Origin of the sequence: Qipengyuania flavescens, assembly GCF_029688735.1 — a bacterium.
Classification (GTDB): Bacteria; Pseudomonadota; Alphaproteobacteria; order Sphingomonadales; family Sphingomonadaceae; genus Qipengyuania.
Genome location: NZ_JARULD010000001.1, coordinates 286,912 through 300,678, shown reverse-complemented (window position 1 = coordinate 300,678; position 13,767 = coordinate 286,912). Strand labels below are relative to the sequence as shown.

The following is a 13,767-nucleotide window of genomic DNA, read 5'->3' as shown; positions in this document are numbered from 1 at the left end:
GGGATCAACTCGCCGTGGCGCTTCGGCGTTCCACCACCGCAGGACGCAGCGTCGACCAGGCGCGCCCTTCGCGCAGGCTGGTCCACCAGGTCACCGGGTTGAGCGTGGTCGTGCCATCGAGCGAGAAGGTGATAAACTCCGCGCGCCCGCCGATATTCTCCAGCGGGATCGGCCCGAGCAGGCCGCGCGAGCTAGCCAGCTCACGGCTGTCGGAGGAATGATCGCGATTGTCGCCCATCACGAAGACCTCGCCTTCCGGCACGGTGATCTCGGGGAAATTATCGAGCGCCGTACGAGTGTGGTCGATCACCAGATAGGTCGCGCCATTGGGCAGCGTCTCGCGCATCACTGGCACGCGGCACACCAGTTCTCCGGCCTCGTTGCGCGCGCGGAAATTGTCGAGGTTGAAGCCGTCGCAGCGCGAATTGGCATCCAGCGGAAGGTCGAGCGCAGGCTCCACCCGCTGTTCGACCGGCGTCCCGTTCAGGATGATCTGCCCTCCGCGCACAGCGATCCGGTCGCCGGGCAGGGCGACCACGCGCTTGATGTAATCCTCGTCGCGCTCCGGGTGCACGGGGATGACGATGTCGCCGTATTCGGGTGTGTCGCCCATCACCCGCCAGTCACCGCGCGGGGCAAGGTGGAAGCTGATCGAGGACCAGTTCCATCCATAGGGATATTTGCTGACGATCAGCCGATCCCCGACCAACAGGTTCGGCATCATCGATTCCGACGGGATGTAGAAGGGCTTGGCAATGAAGCTGTGGAACGCGAAGACGGCCAGGAGCATCAGCGCAAGACCGCGAATTTCCGCGAGCCAGTCGACCTTTTCGTCCTTGCTGTCGGAAGACTTGGCGATGTCGTTCATTGCCGGTGTGCCGGTACTCATGCGGGAAGGGCCTCGATGATCACATAGGCCTGCGCCCATGGGTGATCGTCCGTGAGGGTGAGATGAATGCGCGCCTCATGGCCCTCCGGCACCATTTCCGCAAGCCGGATTGCAGCGCCGCCGCTCAGGGCGAGCGTGGGCGCACCGGATTGGGCGTTCACGACGCCGATGTCCTTCATGAAGACGCCGCGCCGGAAGCCCGTGCCGACGGCCTTGGAGAAGGCCTCCTTGGCCGCGAACCGCTTGGCATAGGTGCCCGCGATGGTGAACGGCCTCCGCCGCGCCTTGCTGCGTTCGATTTCGGTAAAGACGCGGTTCTCGAACCGCTCTCCAAAACGGTCGAGAGAGTTCTGGATTCGCTCGATATTGCAGAGGTCGGAGCCGAGGCCGATAATCATATGCGAGACTCATCCATCAACATGCGCATCCGGCGTACAGCTTCTTCCAGTCCCACGAATACAGCTTCACCAACGAGATAATGGCCGATGTTCAGCTCGGCGAGCTCCGGAATGGCTGCGATCGGCTTCACGTTTTCATAGGTCAGTCCATGCCCCGCATGCGGTTCGATTCCGACACTGCGCGCGGCGGCGGACATCTTTGCAATGCGCTCCAGCTCGCGCTCCTCGCGCTCCGTATCGCCATCAAGTCCGGCATGGGCGTACTCGCCGGTGTGAAATTCGACCACCGGCACGCCGAGGCGCTGGGCAGCGTCCAGCTGCCGCTCGTCCGCCTCGATGAACAGCGAGACGCGGATGCCGTTGTCCTTCAACTTCCACACGATCGGCGTCAGCGTGTTGTGTAGTCCCGCTGCATCCAGCCCGCCTTCGGTCGTACGCTCCTCGCGCTTTTCGGGCACGATGCAGGCCGCATGCGGTTTGTGGGCAAGAGCTATGGCGAGCATTTCCTCGGTCGCCGCCATTTCCAGGTTCAGAGGCAGGTCGGTGGCCTGCTGAATGCGCCGAAGGTCCGCGTCGCGAATATGCCGCCGGTCCTCACGCAAGTGCGCCGTAATCCCGTCACCGCCGACGCTTGCGACGATCTCCGCCGCACGTACCGGATCGGGATGGTCGCCGCCGCGCGCATTCCGGATGGTGGCGACGTGATCGATGTTCACGCCGAGGCGGAGTGGACTTGGGCGAAGAGCGCGCATCAAGCGGCGCGGCTCCCCGGCTTTGTCACGGGTATGGCAGCAAGTTCGTCCGGCACCTCGTCCTCCGCATAGCTCGGGAAGGTAATGTCGATCAGCGGGAAGAAGGGCACGCCCAGATCGGCAGATCCGTTGCTGCGGTCGACCAGCGCGCATTCGGCGATCACTTCACCACCTTCGCGGCCGACTGCCGCAATCGCTTCGCGGCTGGATAGGCCGGTGGTCACCACATCCTCCACCATCAGCACCTTGATGCCCGGATCGAGGCGGAACCCGCGGCGCAGGTGGAACTCGCCCTCGGGGCGCTCGAGAAACATGGCGTCCTTGCCCAGGGCCCGGCCCATTTCGTGGCCTATGATGAGGCCGCCCATCGCCGGGCTGACCACCACATCGACCTCATTGCGGATTTCGCGGGGAATTTTTTGTGCCAGCGCCCGGGCGAGGTTTCCTGCGCGTTCCGGGTTCATCAGCACTCTGGCGCATTGCAGATAATGCCCGCTGTGCCGCCCGCTGCTGAGCTTGAAATGGCCTTCGAGCAGGGCTTCGCTGGCGCGGAATTCGGAGAGGATTTCGTCTTCGGTCATACCGCCCCGGCTCAAAGCGTTTTACGCGCGATTGCGCAAGAGGCAAAGGATAATGCATAATTTTGTCCGTTGGGCGCTTGAGGCACAGGCCATCCCTGCCTATAGGGCAGCCCAAATCCCGCCCATTTCCGGGTCGTTGTACCATGGGTGGCCGATTCTCGATGGTCCTTCTAAAAATCACCGGGCCGAGCTGAAAACGAAATACGAAAGAGCGTCCAGACGATGAATTTTCCTGGCTTCTTCAAGGGTTTGAACCGCACCATGGCCGGTCTGGCGATGGCTGGCATGCTGGCCGTGGCTCCGCAGGCGGGGCTGGCGCAGGAAGGTCTGACGCAGGACGATCTCGTCGCTCCGGCTCCCGAGCAGACGCCTGCTTCGGCGCTGGAAGGTGTCGATCCGGCAGAAGCGGCGGACGTCGCCGATCCGGAGGCCGTCTCGGCCGGCAGCGACGCTTATACGCCGATGGCTCCGACTGAAGGCAAGGGCATGCCGGTGCAGGCCGGCTGGGACGTACAGCCGCAGTTCTCGCCGACCGGCGAATATGCCAGCGGGCTGCACGTCGGCCTCATCTGGGTGATGGTCGCGATCAGTCTCTTCGTGCTCGCTCTGATGGTCTACGTCGTGGTCCGCTTCCGCAAGGGCGCCAACCCCGTGCCATCGAAGACGAGCCACAACACGACGATCGAAGTGATCTGGACGGTGGTCCCGGCACTCATTCTGCTCGGCATCGCGATCCCCTCGATCACGCTCATCGCCAAGCAATACGAAACCCCGCCCAAGGACGCGATCACGGTCAAGGCGATCGGCTACCAGTGGTACTGGGGCTATGCCTATCCCGACAATGGCGATTTCGAGATCGTGTCCAACATGCTCGACGAGGATGAAGCTGAAGCGCGCGGCGAACCGCACCAGCTGGCCGTCGACAATCGCATGGTACTGCCGGTCGGCGTTCCGATCCGCCTGCAGACGACCGCTGCAGACGTAATCCACTCCTTCGCCGTGCCGAGCCTGTGGTTCAAGCTCGACGCCGTGCCGGGCCGCCTCAACGAGAAGATGCTCACCATCAACGAGCCGGGCGTGTATTATGGCCAGTGTTCGGAACTGTGCGGCGCGCGCCATGGCTATATGCCGATCGCGATCGAGGCGCTGCCGCTCGACCAGTTCAACGCCTGGGTTCGCGCCCAGGGCGGCACCGTCGCCGGTGAAGAAGAGGCGGGCATCGAAGCCGATCCGTCGCTGCCGGCCGTGCAGGAGCCCGAAAGCGCCGAACCGAGCGCTCCGGGCGCCGGCGCACCGCCGGTCGAAGACGCAACCACGTAAGCCAGACTTGAAGATAGACTCGAGAGATTAGCACGATGGCCACTACCGCCGACAGCTTCCAGGCTCATACCGACGACCACGCGCACGATCACGCCGATCACAAGCCCGGCTTTTTCGCGCGCTGGTTCATGTCCACCAACCACAAGGACATCGGTACGCTCTACCTGATCTTCGCGATCATCGCCGGTATCATCGGCGGCGGCATCTCGGGCATCATGCGTGCAGAGCTGGCCGAACCGGGTATTCAGTATCTCCAGTTCTGGGCCGAGTTCATGGGCGGCAGTGCGGACTTCGATACCTCGCTGCACATGTGGAACGTGTTCATCACCGCCCATGGCCTGATCATGGTGTTCTTCATGGTCATGCCGGCGATGATCGGCGGCTTCGGCAACTGGTTCGTGCCGCTGATGATCGGTGCGCCGGACATGGCCTTCCCGCGCATGAACAACATTTCGTTCTGGTTGACCGTGGCGGGTTTCGTGTCGCTGCTGTTCTCGCTCTTCGTGCCCGGCGGCACGGGGCCGGGCGCAGGTACGGGCTGGACCGTCTATGCCCCGCTTTCGACCTCCGGTTCGCAAGGCCCGGCGGTCGACTTCGCGATCTTCTCGCTGCACCTCGCCGGTGCCGGCTCGATCCTTGGTGCGACCAACTTCATCACCACCATTTTCAACATGCGCGCTCCTGGCATGACCCTGCACAAGATGCCGCTGTTCGTGTGGTCGGTGCTGGTTACCGCCTTCCTGCTGCTGCTGGCCCTGCCGGTACTTGCAGCCGCGATCACCATGCTGATTACGGACCGCAACTTCGGCACCACCTTCTTCGACCCGGCAGGCGGCGGCGACCCGATCCTCTACCAGCACCTGTTCTGGTTCTTCGGTCACCCCGAAGTCTACATCATGATCCTGCCGGGCTTCGGTATGGTTTCGCAGATCGTCGCAACCTTCAGCCGCAAGCCGGTGTTCGGCTATCTCGGCATGGCCTACGCCATGGTCGCGATCGGTGTCGTCGGCTTCGTCGTGTGGGCGCACCACATGTATACCGTCGGCCTCGACGTGAATACGAAGATGTATTTCACCGCGGCCACCATGGTCATCGCGGTGCCGACCGGCGTAAAGATCTTCAGCTGGATCGCTACGATGTGGGGCGGCTCGATCGAGTTCAAGAGCCCGATGGTCTGGGCGCTGGGCTTCATTTTCCTGTTCACCGTCGGCGGCGTGACCGGCGTCTACCTCGCCAATGGCGGTGTGGATGACGTGGTGCACGACACCTACTTCGTGGTCGCGCACTTCCACTACGTGCTGTCGATGGGCGCGGTGTTCTCGCTGTTCGCCGGTTTCTACTACTGGTTCCCGAAGATGAGCGGTCGGATGCACTCCGAACTGCTCGCGCACCTGCACTTCTGGGGCTTCTTCATCGGCGTGAACGTGATCTTCTTCCCGCAGCACTTCCTGGGCTGGCAGGGCATGCCGCGCCGCTATCCGGACTACGCGGAAGCCTACACCTACTGGAACGAGATCAGCTCGTTCGGCTATCACATCATGGCCGCATCGATGGTCCTGTTCTTCGTGAACATCGCCTATGCTTTCGTCGCCGGTCGCAAGGTCGGGGCGAACTACTGGGGCGAAGGCGCGACGACGCTCGAATGGACGCTGTCGAGCCCGCCGCCGTTCCACCAGTTCAGCGAGCTGCCGGTGATCGAGGACCACCACGACCACCACAACCATATGCCCATCGGCGACCAGAAGCCCGCCTCGGCGTAAGGGCGGGTCCCTGAGGCAAAGCAGCGGCCGGCCCCCAGCGGGTCGGCCGTTCGCACATCCGGCGAAAGGACTTTCGATGCCTGAAATGCGCACTATCGATGTCGGCGACGTCTCACTGCGTTGTGCGATCGAGGGGCCCAAGGCCGGCACCGCGCCGCTCGCCATCATGGTCCACGGCTTTCCGGAAAGCTGGTACAGCTGGCGCCACCAGCTCGGCCCGGTCGCCGATGCGGGGTTCACCGCCTGCGCGATCGATGTGCGGGGCTATGGCGGCTCCGACAAGCCGCAGCCGGTCGAAGCCTATGCGATGGAGCGGATCGTCGGCGATCTCGTCGGCCTGCGGCAGGCGCTCTCCCCCGATGCGCCCGCCGTTCTGATCGGACACGACTGGGGTGCGCCGATCGTCTGGAACAGCGCGCTCACCCACCCCGAACACTTCCGGGCGGTGGCGGGCATGTCGGTCCCTTTCGCAGGCGTGCCGAGCCGCCCCTTCACCGAGGTCTTCCACGAACACTTCACCAGCAAGGGCAAGTTCTTCTACCAGGAATATTTCCAGGCCGAAGGCGTCGCCGAAGCCGAAGCCGAGGCGGACCCGCGCGATTTCGTCCAGTGCATGATGTACTCGATCAGTGGCGATGTGCCGCCGGGCGATTACTGGTCCAAGCCCTATGGCGCGACTTTCCTAGAAGGCTTGCCCGATCCGCAGCCGGTAGGCTGGCTGACGGAGGATGACCTCGATTTCTACGAAGCCGAGTTCAAGGCTTCGGGCTTCCGCGGGCCGCTCAACCGCTATCGCAACCACGTCGCCGATTACGAATGGCTCCAGGGCTGGAGCGGCAAACGCATCGAACAGCCAGCGCTTTTCATCGGCGGCACGCGCGATCCGGCGACCTTCCTGTTCGGCGCGGTCGAGGATCCGGTTGCGCTGATGCGCATGTTCGCGCCCCAGGTCGAAGGACACATCCTCGACGGTATCGGCCATTGGACCCAACAGGAGGCGCCCGATGCGGTGAACCGCCTGCTGATCGACTGGCTAAAACGGCTCTGAGCCCCTATATGCCCGACCATCCGATGACCCAGGCAACCACCACCCAGCTCCCCGCGGAATGGCGCGATTTCTTTGCGCTGACGAAGCCGCGCGTGATGACGCTGGTGATCTTCACCGGCCTGTGCGGCCTGCTCGCCGCGCCGGGCAGCATCAACCCGATCCTCGGCTTCACCGCGATCCTGTGCATCGCGATGGGCGCGGGCGGTTCGGCCGTGCTCAATCAGTGGTGGGAAGCCGACATCGACCGCGGGATGAAGCGCACTGCCCAGCGCCCCTTGCCCACCGGGCGGATGCGGCGCGAGGATGCGCGCGATTTCGGCATCGTGATGTCGGTCGCCTCGGTCCTCATCATGGGCGTCGCGATCCATTGGCTGGCCGCAATCATTCTTGCCGTCGCGATCGTCTATTACGCGGTCATCTATACCATGTGGCTGAAACCGCGCACGCCGCAGAACATTGTGATCGGCGGCGGGGCAGGGGCTTTTCCGCCGATGATCGGCTGGGTCGCGGTGACCGGCGACATCACGCTGATGCCGGTCCTGCTGTTCGCGATCATCTTCATGTGGACCCCGCCGCATTTCTGGGCGCTCGCGCTGTTCGTGAAGACCGATTACGAGAACGTCGGCATTCCGATGATGCCCAATGTGCGCGGCGAAAAGTCGACCCGGCGCCAGATACTCATCTATTCCGTGCTGATCGTTCCGCTTGCGGCAACCCCATGGTTCATCGGCGGAACCGGGCCGATCTACGGCGTTGCAGCGCTCGCGCTGTCGCTTGCATTCCTTGCGCTTTCGATCCCGGTCGCATTCCGCGAAAAGCAGGCCGACGACACGATGAAGCCGGAGAAGCGCCTCTTCGCGTTCTCCATCGTCTACCTTTTCGCGCTGTTCGCAGTGCTCGTGGTGGACCGGGTACTCGCCTATAACGGATTGCTGACATGACCCCCGAAGAAGAAGCCGAATTCAAGCGTCGCCAGAAGAGCCGGAACCTCGTGCTCGGCGGGATCCTGCTGTTCATGGCTTTCCTTTTCTATTTCATCACCATCGCCCGGATGTGAGGATATCGTGACCACCGCTACGCTCGAAACCCGCAAGACCCGTACGGCGCTGCTGGCATTCGGCGGCGCGCTGGCAATGCTCGGCCTCGGCTATGCCGCCGTGCCGCTCTACGAGCTGTTCTGCCAGGTCACAGGCTTCGGCGGCACGACCCAGCGCGCCAGCGAGAGCGAGGCCGCCACTGCGGAGCGCCTCGGTGCGGCGGCTGGCGGGCGGACGATCTCGATCCGGTTCGACGGTTCGACCGCCCGCGACGTTCCGTGGAACTTCCGACCGGAGCAATCGACCGACACGGTGACGATCGGCCAGCGCGATATGGCGATCTATCTCGCCACCAACAATTCCGACCAGCCGATCACCGGTACCGCGACCTTCAATGTCGAGCCGGAGCAGGCCGGGGCCTATTTCAACAAGATCCAGTGCTTCTGCTTTACCGAGCAGACCTTGCAGCCCGGCGAGCAGGTGCGCATGCCCGTGCTCTATTTCGTCGACCCGAAGGCGCTGGACGATCCCAATATGGACGGGGTGGAGCAGATCACCTTGTCCTACACTTTCCACCGGGCGATAGAATCTGCCGACTAGGGCCTAGACCCGCGCGCCTCGGCGCTTTAAGGGCAGGCGCGCATAGCGAATACAGGACCAGGGACACATGGCTGGCAACGTCAATCACGAATATCACATTCTCGAACCCGACATCTGGCCCTTCCTCGGCTCGCTGTCGGCGCTTACCTTCACCAGCGGCATGGTGCTCTACATGCACGAAATGGCTAGCGCGCACCTCGTGCTCGGCCTCGGCATCGCTGGCTTGATCGCTACCTTCTTCGCGTGGTTCGGCAATATCGTGAAGGAAGCGGAGCGGGGCGATCACACGCCGGTCGTGCAGCTCCACATGCGTTACGGCATGATCCTGTTCATCGCTTCGGAGGTGATGTTCTTCGTCGGCTGGTTCTGGAGTTGGTTCGACTTCGCCCTGTTTCCCTCGGAGATTTCCGAAGTCATCGGCGGGACGTTCCCGCCTGCCGCGATCGAGTATGTCATCGATCCGTTCAGCCTGCCGCTGCTCAACACGCTGATCCTGCTGTGCTCCGGCACCACGGTGACCTGGGCGCACCACTCGCTGATCAACGGCGATCGCGATGGCCTCAAGAAGGGCCTGTGGGCGACGATCCTGCTTGGCGCAGTCTTCACTGCCATCCAGGCTTACGAGTATGCGGCGGCTCCGTTCGAATTCGGCGGCAACACCTACAGTTCCGCCTTCTACATGGCGACCGGCTTCCACGGTTTCCACGTGTTGGTCGGAACGATCTTCCTGATCGTCTGCCTCGCGCGCACCTACAAGGGCCACTTCACCCCGCGCCAGCACTTCGGCTTCGAAGCGGCTGCCTGGTACTGGCACTTCGTCGACGTGGTGTGGCTGTTCCTCTTCGTCGTCGTCTACGTCTGGGGCGGCTGGGGCGCTGCCGTCCACTGATGCCATCCGGCAAGACCGAAACAAGCAAAGGGCAGCCCGGCCATGCCGCGGCTGCCCTTCTCGCATCGGACGAATGAGATGACGACCAAGGACGTCCCGATCATTCCGACAATCGTGGTCGCGGTGGCTATCGCGACGATGATCGCGCTCGGCTTCTGGCAGCTCGACCGCGCGGCGGAGCGGGATCAGCTGAAGCAATCGATGATCGATCGCCCCTCCATGCCGGTCGCGGACTATCCCTTTGCCGACCCGCAGAGCGAAGCCTTGCTCTATCGTCGGCTGAGCGCGACGTGTGCCGAGGTCGTCGACATGCAGGTCGCCGGCGGCCGGGATGCTTCGGGGCGGACCGGCTGGAAACAGATCGCTACCTGCCTGTCGCCATCCGGGCGCCCGTTCCAGGCCCAGATCGGAGTGGCCGAGAGGCCCGATGCGGTGGCGCAATGGGCGGGCGGAGAGGTCGAGGGCGTCGCCATGCTTGCGCCGGACGAACGCGGGTTTTGGGAGCGACTGACCTTTCAAAGCCCCGAACGGCCGCTGATGATCGTCGCCGATGAGCCGAAAGCGGGGCTCCTCCCTTCGGCGCCGTCACGGCCCGAGGAGTATGAGAACACATCCTGGGGCTACGCGGGCCAGTGGTTCTTCTTCGCGCTGACGGCGCTCGTGATCTACATCCTCGTGCTTCGCCGCCGGGGCAGGGACGCTTAGGCAGGCTAAAGTCCGCCTTGCTTGCCCGTGCGCGCCGCCGCCGCTAACCGCGTGAGCCGATGAAATACGTCTCCACCCGTGGCAGCGCTCCTGCGCTCGACTTTGCCGAGGTCACGCTGGCCGGGCTCGCGTCCGATGGCGGCCTCTATGTGCCGGAAAGCTGGCCGCAATTCGGCATGGACGAAATCCGCGAGATGCGCGGTTTGCCCTATGCCGAACTCGCCGCGCGGGTAATGGCGCCCTTCGTCGGCGATAGCCTCACGCCGGACCGCCTCAGCGAATTGACCGGGGAAGCCTACAGCCGCTTCGCCCACACCGCCGTTACGCCGCTGGTCCAGTTGGACGAGCGACAATGGCTGCTCGAACTGTTCCATGGCCCGACGCTGGCGTTCAAGGATGTCGCGTTGCAATTGCTCGGGCTGCTCTTCGAGGAGTTTCTCGCCCGCGAGGACAGCCGCCTGACCATCGTCGGCGCGACCAGCGGGGATACCGGCAGCGCCGCGATCGACGCTGTGGCGGGCCGTGACAATGTCGAGATCTTCATGCTCCACCCCCAGGGCCGGGTGAGCGACGTCCAACGCCGCCAAATGACCACCGTGCGCGCGCCGAACGTGCACAATATCGCCATCGAAGGGAGCTTCGACGACGCCCAGGCGATGGTGAAGCGCATCTTCGCCGACGAGAGCGTTACCGCGCGGCATCGCATCGGCGCGGTCAATTCGATCAACTGGGCGCGGTTGATGGCGCAGGTGGTCTACTACTTCGCCGCCTCGCTTCAATTGGGCGGGCCCAACCGCAAACTCGCCTTCAGCGTGCCGACCGGCAATTTCGGCGATGTGTTCGCCGGCCATGTCGCCGCGCGCATGGGCCTGCCGATCGAGCGGCTGATCGTTGCCACAAACGTCAACGACATCCTCCACCGCGCGCTGAGCAGCGGGGACTATTCCGCAGGCAACGTGACCCCCACCGCCGCGCCGAGCATGGACATCCAGGTGAGCTCGAACTTCGAACGGCTGCTGTTCGATGTCGGCGGCCGCGACGGGGGCGCCCTTGGAGACCAAATGCGCGGGTTCGAAGGCAGCCGCGCGATGATGCTCAGCAATGCCCAGCGCGAGGGAGCCGCGGGCCTGTTTGCCAGTGCTCGGGTGGACGAGGACGAAACGGCGGCGTCGATTCGCCAAGCCTACGAAAACTGGGGCGAGATCATCGATCCCCACACCGCCATCGGTCTTCACGCCGCACGTCGCGCCGACCTCGCGCCGCAGGTCCCGGTTGTGACACTGGCGACGGCTCATCCGGCGAAATTCAGCGATGCGGTCGAACGAGCCACCGGCATTCGTCCCGCTCTCCCCAATCGCGTTGGCGACCTGTTCGCGCGCGAGGAGGCCTACATCGAGCTTCCCGGGACCTATGAAGCGGTGCGCGACCACATCCTCGAGCACGCCGCCTGATGGCAGAGCTGCGCCGCGATCCCGTGTTGATGGTGGGCGAGGGCTGGGATGCCTACCGCCTGCTCGACAGCGGCCATGGTCGCAAGTTCGAGGAATACGGCCCGTACCGCTTCATCCGCCCCGAACCGCAGGCGATGTGGACGCCCCGTCTCGACGACTGGGACGCGCATGGCGAATTCGTTCCCGGCAGCGACGAGGATGGCGGCGGCCGCTGGCAGTATGCCAAGGATGTGCGGGAGAACGGCTGGGAATTGGGCTGGGGCGAGGAGGCGCGCTTCACCGCGCAATGCACGCCCTTCCGCCATCTCGGCTTCTTCCCCGACATGGCACCCGTGTGGGACTGGATGGGCGGACAACTCGGCGAGGCCCGCGATGCCGAGACGATGAACCTGTTCGGCTATACCGGCGTCGGCACGCAGGCGCTGAGCAAATACGGCCGCGTCACCCATGTCGATGCGAGCAAGAAGTCCGTCGCCCAGGCGCGCGAGAACGCGGCGCTGGCCGGGCTGGAGGATCGTCCGATCCGCTGGCTGGTCGAGGATGCGATGAAATATACCGCGCGCGAAGTGCGGCGCGGGCGACGTTACGACGGGATCATCCTCGATCCGCCCAAGTTCGGGCGCGGACCCGATGGCGAGGTGTGGCGGCTGGAGCAGGGCCTGCCCGATCTCGTCTCCGATTGCCGCCAATTGCTTGATGGCGACAGCCGGTTCCTGTTCCTCACCGTCTACGCCGTTCGCATGAGCAGCCTCGCGCTCGGCGGCTTGCTGGAGGAGGTTTTCGCAGACCTGCCCGGCATGATCGAGCATGGCGACCTTGCCGTGCAGGAAGATACCTCGGGTCGCCTCCTGCCCACTGCGATCTTCGCGCGCTGGTCCAATCCAAGCTAGAGAACAAGGCATGGACGATTCGCTGATCCTCGAAGTGGCCGATTTCGAGCACGACGTGCTTACCGGCATCTATTCAGAAGAGACGGGCAAGCCGCAGCCGTTGCGCTTTACCATCCAGGTTCGGATGAAGCCGCTGCGCCATTACGATGCGGACACTTCGCTGGACGAATCGAAGAACTACATGGACCTGAAGTTTGCCGCCTCCGAGGCACTACCCGAGGGCGTGCATTTCAAGCTGATCGAGGCGGTTGCGGACCATGTGTGCGAGACGCTGTTCCTGCAGGACAGGAGGGTGGAGGCGGTGACGGTCAAGATCGTGAAGCTGGCCATAGCCGAGGCGGGCGAGAAAATCGGCATCACGCTGCACCGCGAGCGACGCGAATGAAGTGCATCGCGGTGGACGACCTGCCCAAGGACCCGCTCGCCGCTGCGAGCCTGTTCCACCAGCACTGGCTCAGCCATATCGAGCATCAGCTGGAGGACGGTCTCGATGTGGTCATCACGGTACCGGCGGCTGACCATACACACCGCGACTGGCGCAGGGCCATCACCGCCGGCCTCGCGCGCAAACATACGCCTCGCCGGGTGAACATGGTGGCCGGCGAAGGCGCTGCGCTCGATGCGACCGTCTCTTATCTCGCCAGCGCTCCTGGCGTTACCGGCCAATATCTGGAGACCTGAGGCATGGCCGTGACGATCCTCTTTCTCGGCCCGTTGCGCGATCTGGCAGGGAAACAGGCGCTTGAAGTCCAGGCGCCGCTGGACTGGTCCGGCCTGCTGGGGGCGGTAGGCCCGCAAGTCGCGGAGCAATTGGCAGCGCAGCGCGTCAATGTGGCCTGCGCAGGCAAGGTCCTTGCCGACAAGACACGGCTCAACGCCTTTGATGGCGACGAGGTCGCGCTGCTACCGCCGGTGAGTGGTGGCTAGGATCACCATCGACACGCCGCTCGATGTCCGGCTGCTCGACAAGGGGCTGTCGGTCGGAGAGGCGCTGGCCGCGTTCAACGCCGCACATGGCGAGGCGGGCGGTGTCGTATCGTTTCTTGGCAAGGTCAGGCCCGATGGCGATGTCCGCGCGCTCGAGCTGTCGCATTACGAACCGCTGACCCTGCCGGCGATGCGGGAGCTGACGGAAACAGCCCGCGACCAATTCGCACTCGACGGAGCCTTGGTCTGGCATCGCATCGGCGTCATGACGCCGGGAGAGGCCATTGTGCTCGTCGCCACGGCAGCCCGCCATCGCCGCGACGCCTTTGCCGCCGCCGACTATCTGATGGACCACCTCAAGAGCGCAGCATGGCTGTGGAAGCGCGAAAAGCGCGCCGACGGCTGGCACTGGATCGAGCCGCGCGGACAAGACCACGAGGATATCGCGCGCTGGGAGTAATTCGCGTGGTTTGATCTCGATCAAGGAATCGATCTCCGGCTCCGGCCAAAAGGTCTCCAA

Annotated in this window: 18 protein-coding genes; 14 read left to right on the top strand and 4 right to left on the bottom strand. The window is 64.0% G+C overall.

What is annotated here, in order from left to right; all coding sequences use genetic code 11:
• Nucleotides 1-4: 4 nt before the first annotated feature.
• From lepB to pyrE, 4 genes are read right to left on the bottom strand one after another with little or no spacing between them, the layout of a single operon-like run.
• Nucleotides 5-889, bottom strand: a complete 885-nt coding sequence (gene lepB, locus P8R33_RS01530; protein ID WP_278327225.1) for a signal peptidase I — start codon at nucleotides 887-889, stop codon at nucleotides 5-7.
• On the bottom strand, nucleotides 886-1,287 hold the full coding sequence (acpS, locus tag P8R33_RS01525) for a holo-ACP synthase (RefSeq protein ID WP_278327224.1): 402 nt from the start codon (nucleotides 1,285-1,287) through the stop codon (nucleotides 886-888). The genes lepB and acpS overlap by 4 nt, the downstream gene beginning before the upstream one ends.
• Complete coding sequence (locus tag P8R33_RS01520; RefSeq protein WP_278327223.1) at nucleotides 1,284-2,039, bottom strand: pyridoxine 5'-phosphate synthase; 756 nt, start codon at nucleotides 2,037-2,039, stop codon at nucleotides 1,284-1,286. The genes acpS and P8R33_RS01520 overlap by 4 nt, the downstream gene beginning before the upstream one ends.
• Nucleotides 2,039-2,620 (bottom strand): orotate phosphoribosyltransferase, encoded by a 582-nt coding sequence (gene pyrE, locus P8R33_RS01515; RefSeq protein ID WP_278327222.1) that lies wholly within the window; start codon nucleotides 2,618-2,620, stop codon nucleotides 2,039-2,041. Before pyrE ends, P8R33_RS01520 begins: the two co-directional genes overlap by 1 nt.
• A gap of 222 nt (nucleotides 2,621-2,842) precedes the next feature.
• On the opposite strand from pyrE, the gene coxB reads away from it, so the two are divergent.
• From coxB to P8R33_RS01450, 14 genes are all read left to right on the top strand, one after another.
• Complete coding sequence (gene coxB / locus P8R33_RS01510) at nucleotides 2,843-3,940, top strand: cytochrome c oxidase subunit II (RefSeq protein ID WP_278327221.1); 1,098 nt, start codon at nucleotides 2,843-2,845, stop codon at nucleotides 3,938-3,940.
• Nucleotides 3,941-3,975: 35 nt separating this feature from the next.
• Nucleotides 3,976-5,700: a cytochrome c oxidase subunit I gene (ctaD, locus tag P8R33_RS01505; protein ID WP_278327220.1), complete on the top strand. Its 1,725-nt coding sequence runs from the start codon at nucleotides 3,976-3,978 to the stop codon at nucleotides 5,698-5,700.
• 76 nt (nucleotides 5,701-5,776) lie between these two features.
• A complete protein-coding gene (locus P8R33_RS01500; protein ID WP_278327219.1) occupies nucleotides 5,777-6,748 on the top strand; it encodes an alpha/beta fold hydrolase in 972 nt (323 codons plus the stop codon).
• Nucleotides 6,749-6,771: 23 nt separating this feature from the next.
• Entirely contained in the window at nucleotides 6,772-7,689 is a 918-nt protein-coding gene (locus P8R33_RS01495) for a heme o synthase (protein ID WP_446532493.1), read from the top strand.
• Complete coding sequence (locus P8R33_RS14840; RefSeq protein ID WP_512700359.1) at nucleotides 7,686-7,805, top strand: cytochrome c oxidase system small membrane protein; 120 nt, start codon at nucleotides 7,686-7,688, stop codon at nucleotides 7,803-7,805. Before P8R33_RS01495 ends, P8R33_RS14840 begins: the two co-directional genes overlap by 4 nt.
• Before the next feature lie 7 nt (nucleotides 7,806-7,812).
• A complete protein-coding gene (locus tag P8R33_RS01490) occupies nucleotides 7,813-8,385 on the top strand; it encodes a cytochrome c oxidase assembly protein (RefSeq protein WP_278327216.1) in 573 nt (190 codons plus the stop codon).
• A gap of 67 nt (nucleotides 8,386-8,452) precedes the next feature.
• A complete protein-coding gene (locus P8R33_RS01485) occupies nucleotides 8,453-9,274 on the top strand; it encodes a cytochrome c oxidase subunit 3 (RefSeq protein WP_278327215.1) in 822 nt (273 codons plus the stop codon).
• A gap of 78 nt (nucleotides 9,275-9,352) precedes the next feature.
• A complete protein-coding gene (locus P8R33_RS01480) occupies nucleotides 9,353-9,979 on the top strand; it encodes an SURF1 family cytochrome oxidase biogenesis protein (RefSeq protein WP_278327214.1) in 627 nt (208 codons plus the stop codon).
• A 59-nt stretch (nucleotides 9,980-10,038) separates the two neighbouring features.
• Nucleotides 10,039-11,430 carry a threonine synthase gene (gene thrC / locus P8R33_RS01475; RefSeq protein WP_278327213.1) on the top strand — a complete coding sequence of 464 codons (1,392 nt, stop codon included), beginning with the start codon at nucleotides 10,039-10,041 and terminating at the stop codon, nucleotides 11,428-11,430.
• Nucleotides 11,430-12,320, top strand: coding sequence for an RsmD family RNA methyltransferase (locus P8R33_RS01470; protein WP_278327212.1), 891 nt, complete (start codon nucleotides 11,430-11,432; stop codon nucleotides 12,318-12,320). Before thrC ends, P8R33_RS01470 begins: the two co-directional genes overlap by 1 nt.
• Nucleotides 12,321-12,330: 10 nt before the next feature.
• On the top strand, nucleotides 12,331-12,705 hold the full coding sequence (locus P8R33_RS01465; RefSeq protein ID WP_278327211.1) for a dihydroneopterin aldolase: 375 nt from the start codon (nucleotides 12,331-12,333) through the stop codon (nucleotides 12,703-12,705).
• Complete coding sequence (locus P8R33_RS01460) at nucleotides 12,702-13,001, top strand: Rossmann fold domain-containing protein (protein ID WP_278327210.1); 300 nt, start codon at nucleotides 12,702-12,704, stop codon at nucleotides 12,999-13,001. Before P8R33_RS01465 ends, P8R33_RS01460 begins: the two co-directional genes overlap by 4 nt.
• A 3-nt stretch (nucleotides 13,002-13,004) precedes the next feature.
• Entirely contained in the window at nucleotides 13,005-13,247 is a 243-nt protein-coding gene (locus P8R33_RS01455) for a MoaD/ThiS family protein (RefSeq protein ID WP_278327209.1), read from the top strand.
• Nucleotides 13,240-13,707, top strand: a complete 468-nt coding sequence (locus P8R33_RS01450) for a molybdenum cofactor biosynthesis protein MoaE (RefSeq protein WP_278327208.1) — start codon at nucleotides 13,240-13,242, stop codon at nucleotides 13,705-13,707. Before P8R33_RS01455 ends, P8R33_RS01450 begins: the two co-directional genes overlap by 8 nt.
• The last annotated feature ends 60 nt before the right edge of the window (nucleotides 13,708-13,767 follow it).

What these genes read in the sequence shown, in the direction of transcription:
- lepB (WP_278327225.1), bottom strand. Translation starts at nt 889, where the DNA reads ATGAGTACCGGCACACCGGCAATGAACGACATCGCCAAGTCTTCCGAC.
- acpS (WP_278327224.1), bottom strand. Translation starts at nt 1,287, where the DNA reads ATGATTATCGGCCTCGGCTCCGACCTCTGCAATATCGAGCGAATCCAG.
- P8R33_RS01520 (WP_278327223.1), bottom strand. Translation starts at nt 2,039, where the DNA reads ATGCGCGCTCTTCGCCCAAGTCCACTCCGCCTCGGCGTGAACATCGAT.
- pyrE (WP_278327222.1), bottom strand. Translation starts at nt 2,620, where the DNA reads ATGACCGAAGACGAAATCCTCTCCGAATTCCGCGCCAGCGAAGCCCTG.
- coxB (WP_278327221.1), top strand. Translation starts at nt 2,843, where the DNA reads ATGAATTTTCCTGGCTTCTTCAAGGGTTTGAACCGCACCATGGCCGGT.
- ctaD (WP_278327220.1), top strand. Translation starts at nt 3,976, where the DNA reads ATGGCCACTACCGCCGACAGCTTCCAGGCTCATACCGACGACCACGCG.
- P8R33_RS01500 (WP_278327219.1), top strand. Translation starts at nt 5,777, where the DNA reads ATGCCTGAAATGCGCACTATCGATGTCGGCGACGTCTCACTGCGTTGT.
- P8R33_RS01495 (WP_446532493.1), top strand. Translation starts at nt 6,772, where the DNA reads ATGACCCAGGCAACCACCACCCAGCTCCCCGCGGAATGGCGCGATTTC.
- P8R33_RS14840 (WP_512700359.1), top strand. Translation starts at nt 7,686, where the DNA reads ATGACCCCCGAAGAAGAAGCCGAATTCAAGCGTCGCCAGAAGAGCCGG.
- P8R33_RS01485 (WP_278327215.1), top strand. Translation starts at nt 8,453, where the DNA reads ATGGCTGGCAACGTCAATCACGAATATCACATTCTCGAACCCGACATC.
- P8R33_RS01480 (WP_278327214.1), top strand. Translation starts at nt 9,353, where the DNA reads ATGACGACCAAGGACGTCCCGATCATTCCGACAATCGTGGTCGCGGTG.
- thrC (WP_278327213.1), top strand. Translation starts at nt 10,039, where the DNA reads ATGAAATACGTCTCCACCCGTGGCAGCGCTCCTGCGCTCGACTTTGCC.
- P8R33_RS01470 (WP_278327212.1), top strand. Translation starts at nt 11,430, where the DNA reads ATGGCAGAGCTGCGCCGCGATCCCGTGTTGATGGTGGGCGAGGGCTGG.
- P8R33_RS01465 (WP_278327211.1), top strand. Translation starts at nt 12,331, where the DNA reads ATGGACGATTCGCTGATCCTCGAAGTGGCCGATTTCGAGCACGACGTG.
- P8R33_RS01460 (WP_278327210.1), top strand. Translation starts at nt 12,702, where the DNA reads ATGAAGTGCATCGCGGTGGACGACCTGCCCAAGGACCCGCTCGCCGCT.
- P8R33_RS01455 (WP_278327209.1), top strand. Translation starts at nt 13,005, where the DNA reads ATGGCCGTGACGATCCTCTTTCTCGGCCCGTTGCGCGATCTGGCAGGG.